Origin of the sequence: Nocardiopsis sp. NPDC058631 (assembly GCF_042716955.1) — a bacterium.
GTDB lineage: Bacteria > Actinomycetota > Actinomycetes > Streptosporangiales > Streptosporangiaceae > Nocardiopsis.
In genome coordinates, this window is the sequence record NZ_JBHXQY010000025.1 from 1 (window position 1) to 16,025 (window position 16,025).

Genomic DNA, 16,025 nt, shown 5'->3' on the forward strand with positions numbered 1-16,025 from the left:
AGGATCCCCGGCCGTTCGTATGGCACAAGACGGCCGAGGAGATCCTCGAATCCCTCGCAGCGTACTGCCGACGAATTAACGACTCAGGACACTAGTGCTCTGACCGGGAAGGTTCGCCGGGGCGGTCGTCCGGGCGGTTGGATGCACGGTGACGTCCGATCCGATTGCTGGGGGTGGAGTGGCTGAGCTTGTCCATGTGCGCAGGTTGACCGACCAGGAGGGTGCACGCCCACCTCCGCTGGCGCAACGCCAACGCCCGCCACCGCGATGTCCTGGCCGCCGAACGCAAGGCGCGCGTCCGCATCCGCAGCGAGAAAGGGATCCGCTGGGGCAGACGCCCCTCGCCACCGCAGGCTGAACGATCCGACGAATCTACGCGGTCACAGCACTGGCGAGCAGGGGGGCACCGGGCAGGCGAACCGCTCGTGACCATGGACTCATGCGGGCGAGAGCATCTCCTGAAGGATGCGCTGCAGCTCGGTGCGGTCCCGCGGAGTGATCCTCGCCAGTCTGCGGTCGTACTCCGCCGCGAGGGCTGCAAGTGCACGATCCCGTGCCTGTGTGCCCTCAGCGGTTAGTACGAGCCGGTGACGCCGCAGGTCCGCGTCGTCGATCTCGCGCCGGATGAACCCCTTGGCGACGAGGTTGCGGACGTAGACCGTCACGCTCGCTTTGGGGAGCAGCAGTGCCGTCGCGATCTCGGCCGGGTACGGCGATGCCTCCACCTCGGCCAGGACGAAAAACTCCTTCGTCTCCAACCCCAGCTCGGCCAGCTCCCCCGTGCAGGCATCCATCACAACGCCCAGCAGCCGCTGGTTCAGCGTCCACAGCTGCGCCCCGTCAACTGACATGCGACCCCTCCGTCCATATGGTACAGTTTCGTATTAGTTTAAGATCGTACAATATATTGACTTGTACTGGACTCCTATGGAACAACAATCTCACGAAGGAAGCCAGGCATGCTTAAGCACCTCACGATCCCGCGCGGTCCCATCAACCTCGCCGCGGACCTCCACCTGCCCGACAACGCCGGCAGCAGCGCACCGCTGCGCGCCGTGGTGCTCTCCACCCCGGGCAGCAGCGTGAAGGAGCAGATCGGCGCCAATTACGCCTCCCGTCTCGCCGCCCGCGGCATCGCGGCGCTCGTCCTCGACCCCGCCCATCAGGGTCAGAGCGAGGGCGAGCCCCGCGACCTCGAAGACCCCTACCGCCGAGGTGAGGACATCTCCTACGCCATCGACGTGCTCACCACGACCCCCGGCATCGACCCGCAGCGCATCGGCGTCCTCGGCATCTGCGCCGGTGGCGGCTACACCGTGCACACCGCTCGCACGGACCACCGCATCAAGGCGGTCGGCACGGTCGTCCCCGTCAACATCGGCGCCGCGTTCCGCAGCTTCTCCACCGACGGTCCGGCCGCAGCACTCGATGCCCTCGCGGACGCACGGACCGAAGAGGCCCGCTCCGGCGAGACGACCCGCGTGAACTGGCTGCCCGCCACCCTGGAGGATGCCACAACAGCGGGCCTGACCGACATCGACACCACTCAAGCCGTCACCTACTACCGCACCGAGCGCGGCGGTAACAAACACTCCACGAACCGGCGCCTCTTGCGCAGCGACTCCCTCCTGCTGGGCTACGACGCGTTCCACCTGGCCGAGCGGCTCATGACCCAGCCACTCCAGGTCATCCTCGCCGGACGCATCGGCAACACCGGCTCCTACGACACCGGCATGCAGCTGTGGAAGCTGGCCCCCAACCCCGTCGACCTCATGGTGATCGACGGCGCCGGCCACTACGAGATGTACGACGAACCCGAATACGTCGACGCTGCCGTCGAACGACTCACCAGCTTCTATGCGAACAACCTGTAAGGCATCCGAACCGGCGAACCTTCCCGGTCAGAGCACTAGGTCGTGTTTTTTGGATCCTTCCGGGCTCGCGTCCACCAGGCTTCCTCTCGCCGCGCCTCTGCGCTCGTGAAGCACAACCAGGCTGAACTTCGCACATCGTCTTGCGAGAGATCGCCTGGACGGCCGCTCGCCGACCCGAAAACCTCCAAAAAACACTCCCTAGAGGTGGGGTGCTGTGACGCGGCCCGGATCGGCGCCCTGGTGCGCGGGCACTGGAACATCGAAGCCTGGCACCACGTCAAGGACGTCTCGTTGGGCGAGGACGCCTGCAAGGTCCGCTCCGGGCACGCCCCCGACAACCTGGCCGCGCTGCGCGCTCTCGCATTGGTGTTCTTGAGCCGGTTGGGGCAGGACTCCGTGCCCGACGCTATCCGGTGGGTGCCATATGAGGCGTTCACCCGCCCGCTGGATGTCATCGGGCTCCCGTGACCAGTACGAACATCGTCACTCGCCGAGAATGAAGCAGCCGTGGATCTTGACCGGGCCGCCGGATCCACCGGGCGTCTTCCCTCCGCACACCCTTCTCGTCACGCACCCGGGCACGCCCGCACCGCTGCCGGGCCGGAAGGTCCGGGCGCCGGTGTCGCGCCACCGCGGGTAGGCGTGCAGATGCGCGCCCTGGTCGCGGGGCCCCGCAGATACGGACTGGCCACCACACAAGCGTCATGGCATGATGCGACGCATGTTCATCGACAGAAAGGCCCATGCCGCGTAGACGGCCGGGCAGACTGCGCGCCGAGAACCATCCCCGGGCGCGCAGAGAACAGAAGAGGTTGCCGGCGATCAACGGCCTGTCCTCCAAGACGATGGCCGAGATCCGGCGGATCGAACACCGTCACCCGCAGCTATGGCCGGGAATCATCAACGAGGCACTCCCTTACTGGGAGAGGTACGCCCGAGACCCCAGGCAGGCGCCATGGGACGATCACCTGTATTCCGGCTCGTGGTACTGCTGCTGGGAGTGCTGCGGCAGTCCGCTGATGGCCAAGGACTTTCTCGACGCTCTGGTCCACGCCATGCGGACCGGACCGGCACGTGAGTTGCGCATCCGCCTGCGACACGCGGACGAACTCCACGGCCTCCCGTTCCCTTGACACCCGAGGCCATGAGTGCCATTCAGGCCCGCCGCGGCGTCCTCAGGCCTCGCCGTAGAAATGCTCCAGCTCCCGGTCCAGCCGTGCCAGGTCCGGGTGCTCGCAGAACACCGACCCGGCCCACCGTGACCGGGCGACCTCCAGGGGCACGACCGCCGCCGCCGTCACCCGCTCACCGACGCGGTTCTGCGCCTGGCGGATGCGCTCCATCGCCGGTCCCAACTGGGCCCACAGGAACGGCGCCACCCGCTGGTCCTGTTCGGCGTCCCCCTGACCCGACAGGGTGTCCCGCACCATGCGTGCCGCCTCCTCGGCGTCCACGCCGTAGGCGTCCGCCACACAGCGGGCGGCTCTCTCCCGGTCCGACGCGCTGAACAGGTCCGGCATGATCGTCCTCCTCGACACTCTCTCCCGCGTGTACCGCGGCCCCGCGCCGTGCGCGCGCCCCTCTGCTCGCGGCGGCGGCAGGACCGCGATCCGAGCCGCGGTACGCCCTCTTCCCAGAAGTAGCACGGCACCGGGTCGGAAGTGGTCAAGTCCGGGTGATTGGAGAGCCTGTTCCTGCTGTCGGGCCCCCGGACGGACAGGGGGCCGGGGTGGCCGCGCCAAGGGCCACGGATCAGCCGGTGCGCTCCGATGCCGGACACACACCGCCATGGATGAGCGTGATCACATGAACACGCTCAGCTATCGTTGCTGGTGCGGGCGTGTCCTGGTGTGGGCGGTCACCGTGACCCCGGCGGCCCCCACCGCGACCGGTCCCGTCCGATCCCCTGAACGGAGAGCGTGCGCGTTGCTGACCTACATCCTGCGTCGTCTGGGCGCCGGCCTCCTGCTGTTGGCCGTGGTCACCCTGGTCACCTTCGCCATCTTCTACGTGGTGCCGCGGTGGGCGGGGCGGACCACCGAGCAGCTGGCGACCATGTACGTGGGCCGCGCACCGACACCCGAGGCGATCCAGGCCACCATCGAACGGCTGGGCCTGGACAAGCCCGTCATCGTGCAGTTCGGGGAGTTCGTCCGGGGCATCTTCCTCGGAGCCAGGTACCAGTTCGGCCGGGAGACCATCGAGTGCTCCGCGCCGTGCTTCGGCTACTCCTTCCAGAGCTACCAGGAGGTGTTCCCCGAGATCCTGGCCCGGCTGCCGGTGACGGCCTCGCTGGCTCTGGGCGCGGGTGTCATCTGGCTGGTCGGCGGCATCCTGGTCGGGGTGGTGTCGGCGGTGTGGAAGGGCAGCCTGTTCGACCGACTGGCGATGGCCGTCGCCCTGGCGGGGGTGTCGCTGCCCATCTTCTTCACCGGTCTGCTGGCCCTGGCGTTCCTGGTGCACGCCTGGGGGCTGTTCGCCACGCCCGGCTACGTCCCCTTCACCGAGGACCCCCTGGGGTGGGCGGAGGGGTTGTTCCTGCCGTGGCTGACCCTGGCGTTCCTGCACGCGGCCATGTACGCGCGCCAGACCCGGGCGGGCATGTTGGAGACCCTCGGCGAGGACTACATCCGCACCGCCCGCGCCAAGGGGCTCAGCGAGTGGAGGGTGGTGCTCAAACACGCGCTGCGTCCCACGCTCACCCCCATCGTGACGATCTTCGGCCTGGACCTGGGCCTGGTGCTGGGGGGTGCGGTCCTGACCGAGCAGGTGTTCTCGCTGAACGGGATCGGCCGGTACGCGGTGAACGCGATCACCCAGAGCGACCTCCCGGTGATCCTGGGGGTGACCCTGTTCGGGGCGTTCTTCATCGTCGTCTGCAACCTGATCGTCGACCTGGTGTACCCGCTGATCGACCCGCGCGTGCGCATCCGCGGCTAGCCGCCCCGGTGGAGAAGCAGTTCCCCGACCCGTCGGACCGAGAGAGTAGAGGCGTCCCCTATGAGTGAGTCCGCACCGTCCTCCGCGGAGGCCGTCGTCCGGGTGGACGATCTGCGGGTGGTGTTCCCGACCATGGACGGCGACGTCCGGGCGGTCGACGGGTTGTCGTTCGAGGTGCCCGCCGGCGGCGCCCTCGGCATCGTGGGCGAGTCCGGTTCGGGCAAGAGCGTGACCTCGCTGGCGCTGATGGGCCTGCACCGGGGCAGCCGGGCGCGTATCACCGGTGCGATCGAGGTCGTGGGCCAGGACGTGGTCTCGGCCTCGGACAAGCAGCTGCGGCGCATGCGCGGCAACGACATCGCCATGGTGTTCCAGGACCCGATGCAGTCGCTGCACCCGCAGTACACGGTCGGCAACCAGCTGGTGGAGGCGCTGCGCGTGCACCGGCCGCAGGTCTCGCGCGCGGCGGCGCGCGAACGGGCCGTGGAGTCGCTGGAGCGTGTGGGTATCGCGCAGGCATGGAAGCGGATCAACTCCTACCCGCACGAGTTCTCCGGCGGTATGCGCCAGCGCGTGCTGATCGCGATGGGGCTGATGTGCGACCCCAGGGTGCTGCTCGCGGACGAGCCGACCACCGCCCTGGACGTGACGGTGCAGGCGCAGATCCTCGACCTGTTGGACGAGCTGCGGCGCGACCTGGACATGGGGCTGATCCTGGTCTCGCACGACCTGGCCGTGGTGGCCGGTTCGGTGGACGAGGTCGTGGTGATGCGCCACGGCGTGGCCGTGGAGCGCGGTGGCGTGCGCCGGGTCCTGTCCGCCCCCGAACACCCCTACACGCAGGAACTGCTGGCGGCGGTGCCGCGCGTGGAGGTCTCCCGCGCCCAGCGGCGGGCGCGCGACCGCTCCGACCGGGCCTCGCGGGCGCGTGCGGAGCAGCGCCGGCGCCCGTCGGGGGCGACCGCGGACGGAGAGGGCAAGCAGCAGGAGGCCTTCGACGCGTTCGCCCCGGCCCGCGAGCCCGAGCGGGGCGAGGTCCTGCTGCGGGTGGAGGAGGCCTCGCAGCGCTTCAAGGTGCGCGGCGGGATGTGGGGCCGGTCCACGGACTTCTGGGCGGTCAGGGGTGTGTCCTTCGATCTGTACCAGGGGGAGACGCTGGGGGTCGTGGGGGAGTCCGGTTCGGGTAAGAGCACGTTGTCGCGGATGGTGATGCGTCTGTTGGAGCCCACCCGGGGCCGGGTGGAGTTCGAGGGGCGCGATATCACGCACATGTCCGAGCGGGCGCTGCGTCCGTTGCGCCGTGATGTGCAGATGGTGTTCCAGAACCCCTACTCCTCGCTCAACCCGCGTCTGACGGTGGGGGACGCGATCGGTACCGCTCTGCGGGTGCAGGGGGAGAGGGACGGCAAGAAGGTGCGCCGTCAGGTGCAGGAGCTGTTGGAGCGGGTGGGGTTGGAGCCCAACCACTACAACCGTTTCCCGCACGCGTTCTCGGGTGGTCAGCGTCAGCGGATCGCGATCGCGCGGGCGTTGATCCTCAAGCCGAAGCTGATCATCTGTGACGAGCCGGTGTCGGCGTTGGACGTGTCGACGCAGGACCAGGTGCTGCGCCTGTTGTCGGAGTTGCAGGACGACTTCGGTCTGACCTACATCTTCGTGGCGCACGACCTGGCGGTGGTGCGCCAGGTCAGCGACCGCGTCGCCGTGATGCGCTCCGGCGAGGTGGTCGAGTCCGGCGACAGCGACTCTGTGTACGAGAACCCGCAGAGCGAGTACACGCGCCAGCTGCTCACGGCGGCGCCGGTCCTGGACCCGGACGAGGCCCGCCGCCTGCGCGCCGAACGCGTGGAGAAGCGCGCCAGGGGCGAGGCCGCCTGAGGGCCTGCCCGGGCCGCGCGGACGGCTGATCGACAGCGCACGGTGGCGCCGTGGGGGACTCCCCCCACGGCGCCACCGTCGTCTGCGACTCACCCCCGACCGGTGGCCGCCGCGGCGAACAGGTCCGCCATCTGGCGGGCGTAGGCCGCGTGCTCCTCGGCGGGACGCCGCTCCACGGCCCGGGGGGCGGAACCGAGCGCGGCGAACAGGGCGTCGGTGAACACCTCGGGGTCGAAGGACCGGAACTCTCCGTGGCGCTGGCCCTCGGTGAGGAAGGCGACCAGCTCGGCGCGGCCCGCGTCACCTTCCCGGGCGACGTGCTCCTGGAGCGCGGGCGGGAGGGGCGCGGAGACCACCTCCCGGCGCGCCGCCATCTCCCGGGGGTGGCTCGCGCAGTGGGTGATGTGGCCGGTGACGATCCGGCGCAGCCCGTCCTCGAAGCCCTCCAGCGGTTCCGGGCCTCCCTCCATCGCACGGTCCAGGCGGCTCTCGATGTGGGCGAGAACCTCCCTGATCAGCTTCTCCTTCGTCTTGAAGTGGTACGTGATCAGCCCCGGGCTGATCGAGGCCCGTGCGGCGATGCGCACGAAGGACGCCCGTGAGTACCCCTCCTCGGCGATGGCCTCGATCGCCGCCGTGACGATCTGTTTTCGGCGGGCGCCTTCGATGAAGGACCGCTCTCCGTCCGGGCTCTCGACTGGTTGCATGTACAGAATCCTATATGGTCGACTAGGATTCTGCTGAACACCTGGAGAGAGGACGTCGAGCACCAGTGACGAACGACCGCTTACTCGCCCTGACCGGAGCGACAGTGCTCGTCGGCGTTTCCCTGGCCCCGCACCGGGAGTGCACCGTTCTGATCGGGGGCGGCCGGGTCCGCGAGGTCGGCACCGAGGTGCGGGTCCCCGCCGCCGCCCGAATCCTGGATCTGACCGGCCACACCGTCCTGCCCGGCCTGATCGACACCCACGTCCACCTGGGCGCGCCCGAGACCGGGCCCCGCCGCCCCGGCGCCCCGGCGGGAGCCCCCGGTCCCGAGGCGGGCGGGGCGGTACGGAGAGCCGGGGCCGGTCTCGCGGGTCGGCTCGTGGCCGGAACCGCCCAGGTCCGGGCGGTGGCCGACCGGATGCGCTTCCACCCCCGCAAGCGCCGCGCGTTCCTCGGCCACGGGGTCACCACCGCGTGCAGCCTGGGCGACGACAACGCCTGGGCACACGACTTCCGGCAGCGGACGGCGGAGGGCCGCCTGGCGGGGCCGCGGCTGCTCATCGCCGGACCGCTCTTCACCGCCCCGGGCGGGCACCCCGTCGCCACCCTGGGCGCCGATCCCGGCGCCGACTGGGTCCGGGTGCCCGCCGACCCGGAGCAGGCCCGCGACCAGGTCGCGGCGCTGGCCGGCGGCGACGACCCCGTGGACGTGATCAAGGTCGTCCAGGACCGTGGCGACCCCCGCCGCCGGAGCCTGGAGCCGATCGCACCGAGGATCCTGGCGGCGATCGCCGACGAGGCACACCGCCATGGCACACCCCTCGTCGCCCACTGGGGGACGGTGGAGGACCTGGCCGAACTCCTCGACGCGGGGGTCGACGTGCTCCAGCACCTCGAACCCCGCGGGCCCCTCCACGGGTGGCCGCCGCACCTGCTCGACGCCATGGTCGGGGGCGGCGTCGCCCTCGCCCCGACACTGGCCGTCACCGAGGCACTGCTGGACGACGCCACCGCCGCGTCCCTGCGCGCGCGGGTGGCCGACTTCCTCGACGCGGGCGGAACCCTCCTGGCGGGCAGCGACGCCGGGATGCCCGCGGTGCGGGCGGGCGCGGGCCTGGTCCGCGAGATCGAACTCCTGGCCTCCTGCGGACTGACCCCGCGCCAGGCGCTCACGGCCGCCACCTCGGCGGCGGCCGGCGCACTGGGAGCCCACCACCTCGGCGCGGTCGAACCCGGCCGCGCCGCCGACCTGCTCGCCGTGCGCGGGGACCCGCTGACCGGCCTCGACGCGCTGCGCGAGGTGGCGGTGGTACTACGTGACGGACAAACCGTCGTCGACCGGACCCGAGAGAAGGCGTCATGAGCGCTGAGCGCGCAACCAACCAGCCGTCCGTCGTCCGCGAGGGCGCGGTCACCCACGTGCTGCTGTGGACCGGTTTCCCGCTCCTCGGGGCGGCTGCGGGCTGGGTCCTGTCCCTGGTGCCCGGGTGGCTGGGGCTGCTTCCGGGGTGGGCCGCGGCGCTCCCCCTGCTGCCGGGCCCGGAGCAGATCGACGCCCTCGCCGGGCTGACGGGCCCCGTCCTCACGACCGCCCTGGTCGTCGCCGGCGTCGCGGCCGGGGGAGTGCTGGCACTGCTCTCCTACAACGACATGGTCGCGGTGGAGGTCGACACCGAGGGGGTGCGGATCACCCGGCCCGGGAAGAGGTCGGAGTTCGGACGGGACCGGGTCGCCGCGGTCTTCCTGGACGGCAAGGACCTGGTGGTTCTGGGCCCCGACACCGCGGAACTCGCCCGGGAGCGCACCGACCACGGCGCCGGCCGACTCCGTGCGGCCTTCGAGGCGCACGGCTACCGGTGGTGCGACGCCGACCCGCACCGGGACGCGTTCCAGCGCTGGGTGGACGGGATGCCCGGTCTCGAACAGCACGCGCAGGCGGTCCTGAGGGCACGCCGGACGGCGTTGGAGGCCAAGGACACCGACGACGGCGCGGAGCTGCGCGCCGAGCTCGCCCGGCTCGGCGTGGTCGTGCGCGAGGAGGGCCACCGGCAGTACTGGCGCCCGGTGCCGCGGGGCGGTGCCCAGGACGGGTGACCGCCGCGGCGCGCGGTCGGAGCGGGGCGAGGTCGGCCGTCGTCGTGGGCCGGACAACTCGGGAATGAAAACGGTTATCATTGGCTTGTACGACGTGACCATCCCGAGGAGGCATCCATGGCACGCAACGAGGTCCGCCCCATCATCAAGCTCAAGTCCACGGCGGGCACGGGCTACACCTACGTGACCCGCAAGAACCGGCGCAACACACCGGACCGGCTCACCCTGAGCAAGTACGACCCCCGGGCCCGCCGCCACGTGGAGTTCCGCGAGGAGCGCTGACCCGGCAGGGGCACCCGCAGCGCCGCCACGGTCCGCCCCTCCCGGGGCCGGGACCCGAGACACCGCCAGGAGGCACGCATGAAACCCGGAATCCACCCCGCCTACGGGCCCGTCGTCTTCCGCGACCGCGCGGGGGACTTCTCCATCCTCACCAGGTCCACCGCCACCAGCGAGAAGACCATCGAGTGGAGTGACGGCAACACCTACCCGCTGATCGACGTCGAGATCTCCAGCGCCAGCCACCCCTTCTACACCGGCAACGCCCGGGTGGTCGACACGGCCGGCCGCGTGGAGCGCTTCCAGCGCCGCTACCAGCGCAAGGGCTGACACACGCACACGGCGGGGCACACACCCCGCCGTCCGACCCACCCCCGACAGAAGAACGAGGACAGGGCCGATGGCCGTACCCAAACGCAGGATGTCGCGGTCCAACACCCGCACGCGCCGTTCCCAGTGGAAGGCGGTCACCCCCGACCTGGTGACCATCACCCTCGGAGGGCGTGAGTACCGGGTGCCGCGCAACCTCGTCCGCGCCTACCAGCGAGGGCTGATCCCCCCGCCCGTGTGACCGGAGGGCGCGCACGACCGCCGCCGCGCGCCGGGACGACCACGGCCCCGGCGCACGGCGCGCCCTCTCAGAGCACGCGGACGACGTGCTTGCCCCGGACCCCTCCCGCCTCCAGGGCCCGGTGCGCGGCGGCCACGTCCGAGAGCGGGTGCACCGTGTCCACCACGGGGCGCAGGGCGCCCTCCTCCACGTACCGGGTCAGGTCGGCGAACAGCGCGTGCTTCGGCTGCCCGCTGAAGAACCGCACCCGCCGCGAGCCGAACACGTACGAGGCCAGCACGTAGCCCACCGAGGCCGCCGAGTCGAAGGACAGCCCGACCATGCGCCCGCCGGGAGCGAGCAGCCGCCGGTAGGCGGCCAGATCCGAACCCGCGGTGTCGACGATGACGTCGAACCTCCCCAGGTCGGAGGGGGACGTCGTGGCGTAGTCGAAGGCCTCCTCGGCGCCGAGCTCGCGGACCAGATCGAGGTTGCGCGCGGACGCGAGTCCGGTGACGCGCCCGCCCATCGCCTTCGCGAGCTGCACCGCCGTGTTGCCCACGCCGCCGCTCGCACCTCGCACCAGCACCCGTTCCCCCGGCCTGAGGCGGGCCTTGTCCCGCAGCGCGGTGATCGAGGTCGTACCCACGGGCAGCGCCGCGGCCTCGACCAGGTCGACGCCCGCCGGCGCCAGGGACAGCTGTCGGGGCGGCACCGCCACGTACTCCGCCGCACTGCCGAACCCCATGTTCGGCATCAGGCCCCACACCCGGTCGCCCACCCGGTAACCGGTCGCCCCCGGGCCGGTCGCGGCGACCTCGCCGGTGAAGTCCAGGCCGATCCTCTTGGGGAACCTGCGGCCCGTCACCCACCGGAGCCCGCCCGAGCGCAGCAGCAGCTCGCCCCCGTTCACGCTGACGGCGTGGACCCGCACCAGCAGCTGCCCGGGGCCGGCGACCGGGGCAGGGACCCGGCCCTCGTACAGCACCTCCGGGGGGCCGTAGCCGTCGTACAGGGCTGCTCTCATCAGGCTCACTGGTTCCATCCCTCGCTCTTTCGGCAGGGCGGGGCCGATCACCCGCGCCATGTGGGCAGGGTCGCCCGCTTCTCTTCCACGCTAGTGCGCTAAACGGGCAGCATCATCCGTTTGGCGTAAAGTGAGAGGCATGGCAGCTCAGAGCTCTCGGATAGCGCCCACCGGTGTCCCCACCCCGCAGGACCCCCCGGCCGAAGAGGCGGGAGCGCCTGGTTCCCGTGGACTCCCGCCCGACGAGAGGCGCGGGCTGCGGTCCGACGCGCGGCACAACCGCCACCGCATCGTGGAAGCCGCCCGGGAGGCGTTCTCCGAACGCGGGATCGACGTGCCGATGGTCGCGATCGCGCGTCGTGCGGGGGTGGGCACCGCGACCCTGTACCGCCGCTTCCCGACCAGGGAGTCCCTGGTCGCCGAGGTCTTCGCCGACGAACTGGCCGAATGCGCCGGAGTGGTGCACGAGGCACTCACCGACCCCGACCCCTGGCGGGGCTTCTGCTCGGTGATCACCAGGGTGTGCGCCATGCAGGCGGCCGACCGGGGGTTCACCGAGGCCTTCCTGGCGGCCTTTCCCGACTCGGCCGATGTCGGGGAGCAGCGCGCACGCGCCGAGGACGGCTTCGCCGAGCTCGTCCGCAGGGCCAAGGAGTCGGGGCGGTTGCGCGCCGACTTCGCCCGGGAGGACCTCGTGCTGGTGCTCCTGGCCAACGGCGGAGTCGTCACGGACACGCGGGCGACGACCGAGGCCGCCTCGCGGCGGCTGGTCGCCTACCTGCTCCGGTCCTTCGAGAGCGCCCCCGGCGCCGGAGTCCTGCCGCCGGCGCCGCCGATCGGCCTGGGCCAGTTGTACCGAGTGCCCGGAAACTGACGCCTCCCGGGGCGGGCGTCCCGAACCGGTCGGACGAAACGCCCCCACTCCTGACAGCCGAATCTTCGCTGGTCGGGCAGGCTTGGACCCGTGACCACCCGAAGCGACTCGGAGGCCCCCGCCCCGGGCCCCGGTACCGCGCGCACCCCGCGCAGACCCGTCGATCTCCTCCTGGGAGCGGCGGGCCTGTTGCTGGTGGCGGCGATCATGCTCGCCGTCAGCGTGGCCACCGGCAGCGACGACGCGGCCGACCCCGTCCGCCTCCGCTCCCTCCTGCCCCCCAGCCTGCTCTTCCTCGTCGCGGTGGGCGCCAACCTGGTGCTCATCGTTCTGGTCTGTTACGTCGTCCTGCGCATCCTGTTCACGGGCAGGCTCCGGGACCTCGCGCGCGTCATGGCCGCGGGAATCTCCGCCTACGCGCTCGCCGCCCTCATCAACGCGGCCCTTCTCAGCCTCCTCAGCCCCGACCAGGTCCCCAACACCCTCACCGTCTCCCCCGACGACGTCTTCCCCAGCGCCACCCTCGGATACGTGGCGGCGGTCATCGCTTTCCTGCGCACCATGCCCACGGGCCTGCCGCGCACCCGCTCGGTTCTGTGGGCGGGGAACACCACCGTCGCGGTCTGCTCCCTCCTGGCCGGGGTCACCAGCCTGCTCGCCCTCGTCCTCACCGTCCTGGTCGGCATGATCTGCGCCTTCCTCACCTGGTACGCGATCGGCGCGGGCAGTCCCTCCCCGGCCGACCACGGACTCCTGTACGCCGAGCTGAGCCGTTTCGGCATGACCGCTGCCACGGTCGCCCAGGCGGGTACCGACCGGGAGGGCAACCCCCGCCACCTCGCCGAACTCGCCGACGGCAGCCGGGTGGAGGTCACCGTGCTCAGCTCGGAGAACACCTCCGGGTTCTGGCGGCGCCTGCGCGACATGGCGTTCCTCCGCGGCCCCGTCGCCCCCCGGATGCTCTACGGCGTGCGCCGCCGGGCCGAGCACGCCGCGCTGATGAGCTACTCCGCCCGCGACGCGGGGGTGACCGTCCCCCGGGTCCTGGCCGTCGGCGAACTCGGCCCCGGCACGGTCGTCCTGGTCCGCGAACTCCTTGAGGTCCGGCCCCTGGACGAGCTGGGCGAGGAGGCCCTCACCGACGGCCTCCTCGACCTGTGCTGGAGCGAACTCGGAACCCTGCACCGCCACCGCGTCGCCCACGGCGGGCTCACGGGTGCCACGGTCGGGGTCCTGGACTCCGTTCCCGAAAGGGCGGGGTTCACCGGCATCGACCGGGGCGCGGTGGCGGCGCCGCAGATGAAGATCTCCCTCGACCACGCCGCCATGGTCACCCTGCTGGCGATGCGGGTCGGCCCAGAACGCGCGGTGGACTCGGCCGTGCGCTCCCTCGGGGGCCCCGCCACGGCGGCGATCCTGCCGTTCCTGCAACCCCCCGGACTGCCCTACCCGCTGCGCGCGGGCCTGCGCGCCGACCGCGGGCTCCTGGGGCGGCTGCGCGAGCGCATGGCGGAGCTCGCCCCCGAGGCCACCTTCGAACCGGTCCGCCTCGAACGCATGCAGCCCCGCACGATCGTCAGCGTCGTCATCGCGACCGCCGTCGGACTGGTGCTCCTGTACCAGCTCACCGGCGTCGACTTCGGCACGATCGGTCGGGCGGACCCGCGGTGGGCGGTCGCCGCCTTCGCCATGTCCACGGTGTGCATGATCGCCGCCGCTATGGTCCTGGTCGGGTTCGTGCCCATCCCGCTGCCCTGGTGGCGCACGGTCATGGCCCAGTACGCGGCGTCGTTCGTGCGGATCGCCGCACCGGCCGGGCTCGGGTCGATCGCGGTCAACACCCGGTTCGTCACGAGGGCGGGCGCCCCCACCTCGCTGGCTCTGTCGGCCGTGGGCCTCACACAGCTGGTCGGGTTCCTCCTCCACGTGCCGCTGCTGCTGGTGTGCGCCTACCTCACCGGCACGTCGTACTGGACGGGCTTCACCCCGTCGCCGACCGTCGTCGTGATCAGCGTCGTGGGGACCGCCGCGGTCGCCGTGGTCCTGCTGTCGCCACGCATGCGCCGGGCCATCGCCTCCCGGACCCGCCCCTACCTGCGGGGGGTGCTGCCACGACTGCTGGACATGTTCCAGAGCCCGGCCGGCCTGCTCCTGGGCTTGGGCGGGACGGTGCTGCTGACCGTGGCGTTCGTGCTGTGCCTGTACTTCTCGGTGGCGGCCTTCAGCCCGCCGGGGACGTACGTGAGCCCGGTCGCGGTCGCCGTGGTCTTCCTGGCGGGCAACGCGATCGGCTCGGCCGCGCCCACCCCGGGAGGGTTGGGCGCGGTCGAGGCGGCGCTGATCGGCGGGCTCACGGCCGTGGCGGGTGTGACCGCGGCCGTCGCGCTGCCCGCCGTGCTGCTGTTCCGGCTGCTGACCTTCTGGTTTCCGGTCCTGCCGGGCTGGGCGGCCTTCAGCCACCTCCAACGCCGTGAGGCGATCTGACCCGGTCACCACGGCCGGGGCCGTGCGGGAACCTTTGCCGGCGGGCACGGATAGCCTGGGCGGAGAAGAGTCGGCACGGGTGGTGCGCGGCACGGTCCGCTTCCGCCGCCGCGGCCCGCCGGAGGCGGGGAGAGGGGCCGGCACTCCGCGGCCCCACGCCTGGAAACGGCTGGTTCTGGCAGGTCAGGCCAGTGATCCCATCATGTGCCGTTTGTCACTGACAGGCGTCGACACGGGTAACCCTGAATTAAGATCGGGAAAATAGGAAATTCGGGTGGCGGGTCGGGTTCGCCCCGGCCCCGCCCGCAGCACCGTACCCGTGAGGATCCCCTGTCATGCGCCGCACCGCCATCGCCGCCCCCGCCACCGCAGTCCTCCTGGCGGTGGCCGCCTGCGGCGCCCCGTCCGAGAACGCCGCCGAGTCCGACAGCGGCGAGGACACCCTCGTCGTCGGCGCGACGGCCGTTCCCGCCGGGGACGTCCTGGAGTTCATCGACGCCGAGCTGGCGGAGGGGGCCGGACTGGACCTGGAGATCGTCGAGTACTCCGACTACATCGCCCCCAACGCCGCACTCGACGAGGGCCAGCTGGACGTCAACCTCTACCAGCACGCCCCCTTCCTCGACGAGTTCAACGAGGGCAACGGCACCGACCTGGTCCCGGTCCAGGAGATCTACCTGCCCCCGCTGGGTCTGTACTCCACCGAGGTCGACGAGGTCCAGGACCTGGACGAGGGCGCGGAGGTCGCGCTCCCCAACGACCCCACCAACGAGTTCCGGGCGCTCCTGTTGCTGGAGGAGGGCGGCCTGATCACCCTCGCCGAGGGCGTCGACGAAGCCACGTTCTCGCTGTCCGACATCGAGGAGAACCCCAAGGACCTGGAGTTCCGCGAGGTCGAGGCCGCGCAGCTGCCCCGCTCGCTGGACGACGTGGACGCCGCGATCGTCAACAACAACTACGCGCAGGAGGCCGGCCTGGACTTCGAGGAGGACAGCATCCTCCTGGAGCAGGTCGAGGGGAACCCGTACGTGAACGTCCTCGCGGCCCGCGCCGACAACGCCGACGACCCGCGCGTGGCCACCCTCGTGGACCTGCTCACCTCCGAGGAGACCGCCGCGTTCATCGAGGAGAAGTACGAGGGCAGCGTCATCCCCGTCACCGGCAACTGACGCAGGGTGGCCGCGCGCCCGGTCGGCAGCGCTCCGCAGCCCACCGCACGGCCGCCCCACGCGCGAGCGTGGGGCGGCCCTCGGCCGTTGTCACCACCGGCAGCTTGGATGACGCCAAGAACACCGAGAACGCCACCCAACCCCTGCC

The 16,025-nt window shown here is 71.4% G+C and carries 17 protein-coding genes and 1 pseudogene; 14 read left to right on the forward strand and 4 right to left on the reverse strand.

What is annotated here, in order from left to right; all coding sequences use genetic code 11:
- Nucleotides 1-212: 212 nt before the first annotated feature.
- Nucleotides 213-341: pseudogene (locus ACFWTE_RS11060) on the forward strand (IS630 family transposase); the annotation flags it as partial.
- Nucleotides 342-437: 96 nt separating this feature from the next.
- On the opposite strand, the gene ACFWTE_RS11065 reads toward ACFWTE_RS11060, so the two are convergent.
- Nucleotides 438-851 (reverse strand): MarR family winged helix-turn-helix transcriptional regulator, encoded by a 414-nt coding sequence (locus tag ACFWTE_RS11065; RefSeq protein WP_378779168.1) that lies wholly within the window; start codon nucleotides 849-851, stop codon nucleotides 438-440.
- Nucleotides 852-959: 108 nt separating this feature from the next.
- Here ACFWTE_RS11065 and ACFWTE_RS11070 point away from each other — a divergent pair, with 108 nt between their 5' ends.
- The 3 genes from ACFWTE_RS11070 to ACFWTE_RS11080 all read left to right on the forward strand — a co-directional run bounded on the left by ACFWTE_RS11070 (nucleotide 960) and on the right by ACFWTE_RS11080 (nucleotide 3,007).
- Nucleotides 960-1,874, forward strand: a complete 915-nt coding sequence (locus ACFWTE_RS11070) for an alpha/beta hydrolase (protein WP_378779169.1) — start codon at nucleotides 960-962, stop codon at nucleotides 1,872-1,874.
- 204 nt (nucleotides 1,875-2,078) lie between these two features.
- On the forward strand, nucleotides 2,079-2,342 hold the full coding sequence (locus ACFWTE_RS11075) for a hypothetical protein (protein WP_378779170.1): 264 nt from the start codon (nucleotides 2,079-2,081) through the stop codon (nucleotides 2,340-2,342).
- Between the two features lie 275 nt (nucleotides 2,343-2,617).
- A complete protein-coding gene (locus ACFWTE_RS11080; RefSeq protein ID WP_378779171.1) occupies nucleotides 2,618-3,007 on the forward strand; it encodes a hypothetical protein in 390 nt (129 codons plus the stop codon).
- A gap of 42 nt (nucleotides 3,008-3,049) precedes the next feature.
- Here the strand turns inward: ACFWTE_RS11080 and ACFWTE_RS11085 are convergent, their stop codons facing one another.
- A complete protein-coding gene (locus tag ACFWTE_RS11085) occupies nucleotides 3,050-3,394 on the reverse strand; it encodes a hypothetical protein (protein ID WP_378779172.1) in 345 nt (114 codons plus the stop codon).
- A 406-nt stretch (nucleotides 3,395-3,800) separates the two neighbouring features.
- Between ACFWTE_RS11085 and ACFWTE_RS11090 the strand changes: the two genes are divergently transcribed.
- Both ACFWTE_RS11090 and ACFWTE_RS11095 read left to right on the forward strand, forming a co-directional pair.
- Complete coding sequence (locus tag ACFWTE_RS11090) at nucleotides 3,801-4,814, forward strand: ABC transporter permease (RefSeq protein ID WP_378779173.1); 1,014 nt, start codon at nucleotides 3,801-3,803, stop codon at nucleotides 4,812-4,814.
- Nucleotides 4,815-4,874: 60 nt separating this feature from the next.
- Nucleotides 4,875-6,692: an ABC transporter ATP-binding protein gene (locus tag ACFWTE_RS11095; protein WP_378779174.1), complete on the forward strand. Its 1,818-nt coding sequence runs from the start codon at nucleotides 4,875-4,877 to the stop codon at nucleotides 6,690-6,692.
- Nucleotides 6,693-6,781: 89 nt separating this feature from the next.
- Here ACFWTE_RS11095 and ACFWTE_RS11100 read toward each other — a convergent pair whose 3' ends face one another.
- The gene (locus tag ACFWTE_RS11100; RefSeq protein WP_378779175.1) at nucleotides 6,782-7,399 is read right to left on the reverse strand and encodes a TetR/AcrR family transcriptional regulator; all 618 of its coding nucleotides are present in this window, start codon (nucleotides 7,397-7,399) and stop codon (nucleotides 6,782-6,784) included.
- Between the two features lie 65 nt (nucleotides 7,400-7,464).
- Between ACFWTE_RS11100 and ACFWTE_RS11105 the strand changes: the two genes are divergently transcribed.
- From ACFWTE_RS11105 to rpmF, 5 genes are all read left to right on the forward strand, one after another.
- Nucleotides 7,465-8,763 (forward strand): amidohydrolase family protein, encoded by a 1,299-nt coding sequence (locus tag ACFWTE_RS11105; protein WP_378779176.1) that lies wholly within the window; start codon nucleotides 7,465-7,467, stop codon nucleotides 8,761-8,763.
- Nucleotides 8,760-9,494, forward strand: a complete 735-nt coding sequence (locus ACFWTE_RS11110; protein WP_378779177.1) for a hypothetical protein — start codon at nucleotides 8,760-8,762, stop codon at nucleotides 9,492-9,494. Before ACFWTE_RS11105 ends, ACFWTE_RS11110 begins: the two co-directional genes overlap by 4 nt.
- 117 nt (nucleotides 9,495-9,611) lie before the next feature.
- On the forward strand, nucleotides 9,612-9,776 hold the full coding sequence (gene rpmG / locus ACFWTE_RS11115) for a 50S ribosomal protein L33 (protein WP_330093066.1): 165 nt from the start codon (nucleotides 9,612-9,614) through the stop codon (nucleotides 9,774-9,776).
- A gap of 78 nt (nucleotides 9,777-9,854) precedes the next feature.
- On the forward strand, nucleotides 9,855-10,103 hold the full coding sequence (locus tag ACFWTE_RS11120; protein WP_378779178.1) for a type B 50S ribosomal protein L31: 249 nt from the start codon (nucleotides 9,855-9,857) through the stop codon (nucleotides 10,101-10,103).
- Nucleotides 10,104-10,173: 70 nt separating this feature from the next.
- Nucleotides 10,174-10,344, forward strand: a complete 171-nt coding sequence (gene rpmF, locus ACFWTE_RS11125) for a 50S ribosomal protein L32 (RefSeq protein ID WP_378779179.1) — start codon at nucleotides 10,174-10,176, stop codon at nucleotides 10,342-10,344.
- A gap of 67 nt (nucleotides 10,345-10,411) precedes the next feature.
- On the opposite strand, the gene ACFWTE_RS11130 is transcribed toward rpmF, so the two are convergent.
- Nucleotides 10,412-11,350 (reverse strand): NAD(P)-dependent alcohol dehydrogenase, encoded by a 939-nt coding sequence (locus tag ACFWTE_RS11130; protein WP_378779234.1) that lies wholly within the window; start codon nucleotides 11,348-11,350, stop codon nucleotides 10,412-10,414.
- Between the two features lie 139 nt (nucleotides 11,351-11,489).
- On the opposite strand from ACFWTE_RS11130, the gene ACFWTE_RS11135 reads away from it, so the two are divergent.
- The 3 genes from ACFWTE_RS11135 (at nucleotide 11,490) to ACFWTE_RS11145 (ending at nucleotide 15,877) form a co-directional block, all read left to right on the forward strand.
- Nucleotides 11,490-12,224 carry a TetR/AcrR family transcriptional regulator gene (locus tag ACFWTE_RS11135; protein WP_378779180.1) on the forward strand — a complete coding sequence of 245 codons (735 nt, stop codon included), beginning with the start codon at nucleotides 11,490-11,492 and terminating at the stop codon, nucleotides 12,222-12,224.
- Nucleotides 12,225-12,314: 90 nt separating this feature from the next.
- Nucleotides 12,315-14,708 carry a lysylphosphatidylglycerol synthase domain-containing protein gene (locus ACFWTE_RS11140; protein ID WP_378779181.1) on the forward strand — a complete coding sequence of 798 codons (2,394 nt, stop codon included), beginning with the start codon at nucleotides 12,315-12,317 and terminating at the stop codon, nucleotides 14,706-14,708.
- Between the two features lie 335 nt (nucleotides 14,709-15,043).
- On the forward strand, nucleotides 15,044-15,877 hold the full coding sequence (locus ACFWTE_RS11145) for a MetQ/NlpA family ABC transporter substrate-binding protein (RefSeq protein WP_378779182.1): 834 nt from the start codon (nucleotides 15,044-15,046) through the stop codon (nucleotides 15,875-15,877).
- The last annotated feature ends 148 nt before the right edge of the window (nucleotides 15,878-16,025 follow it).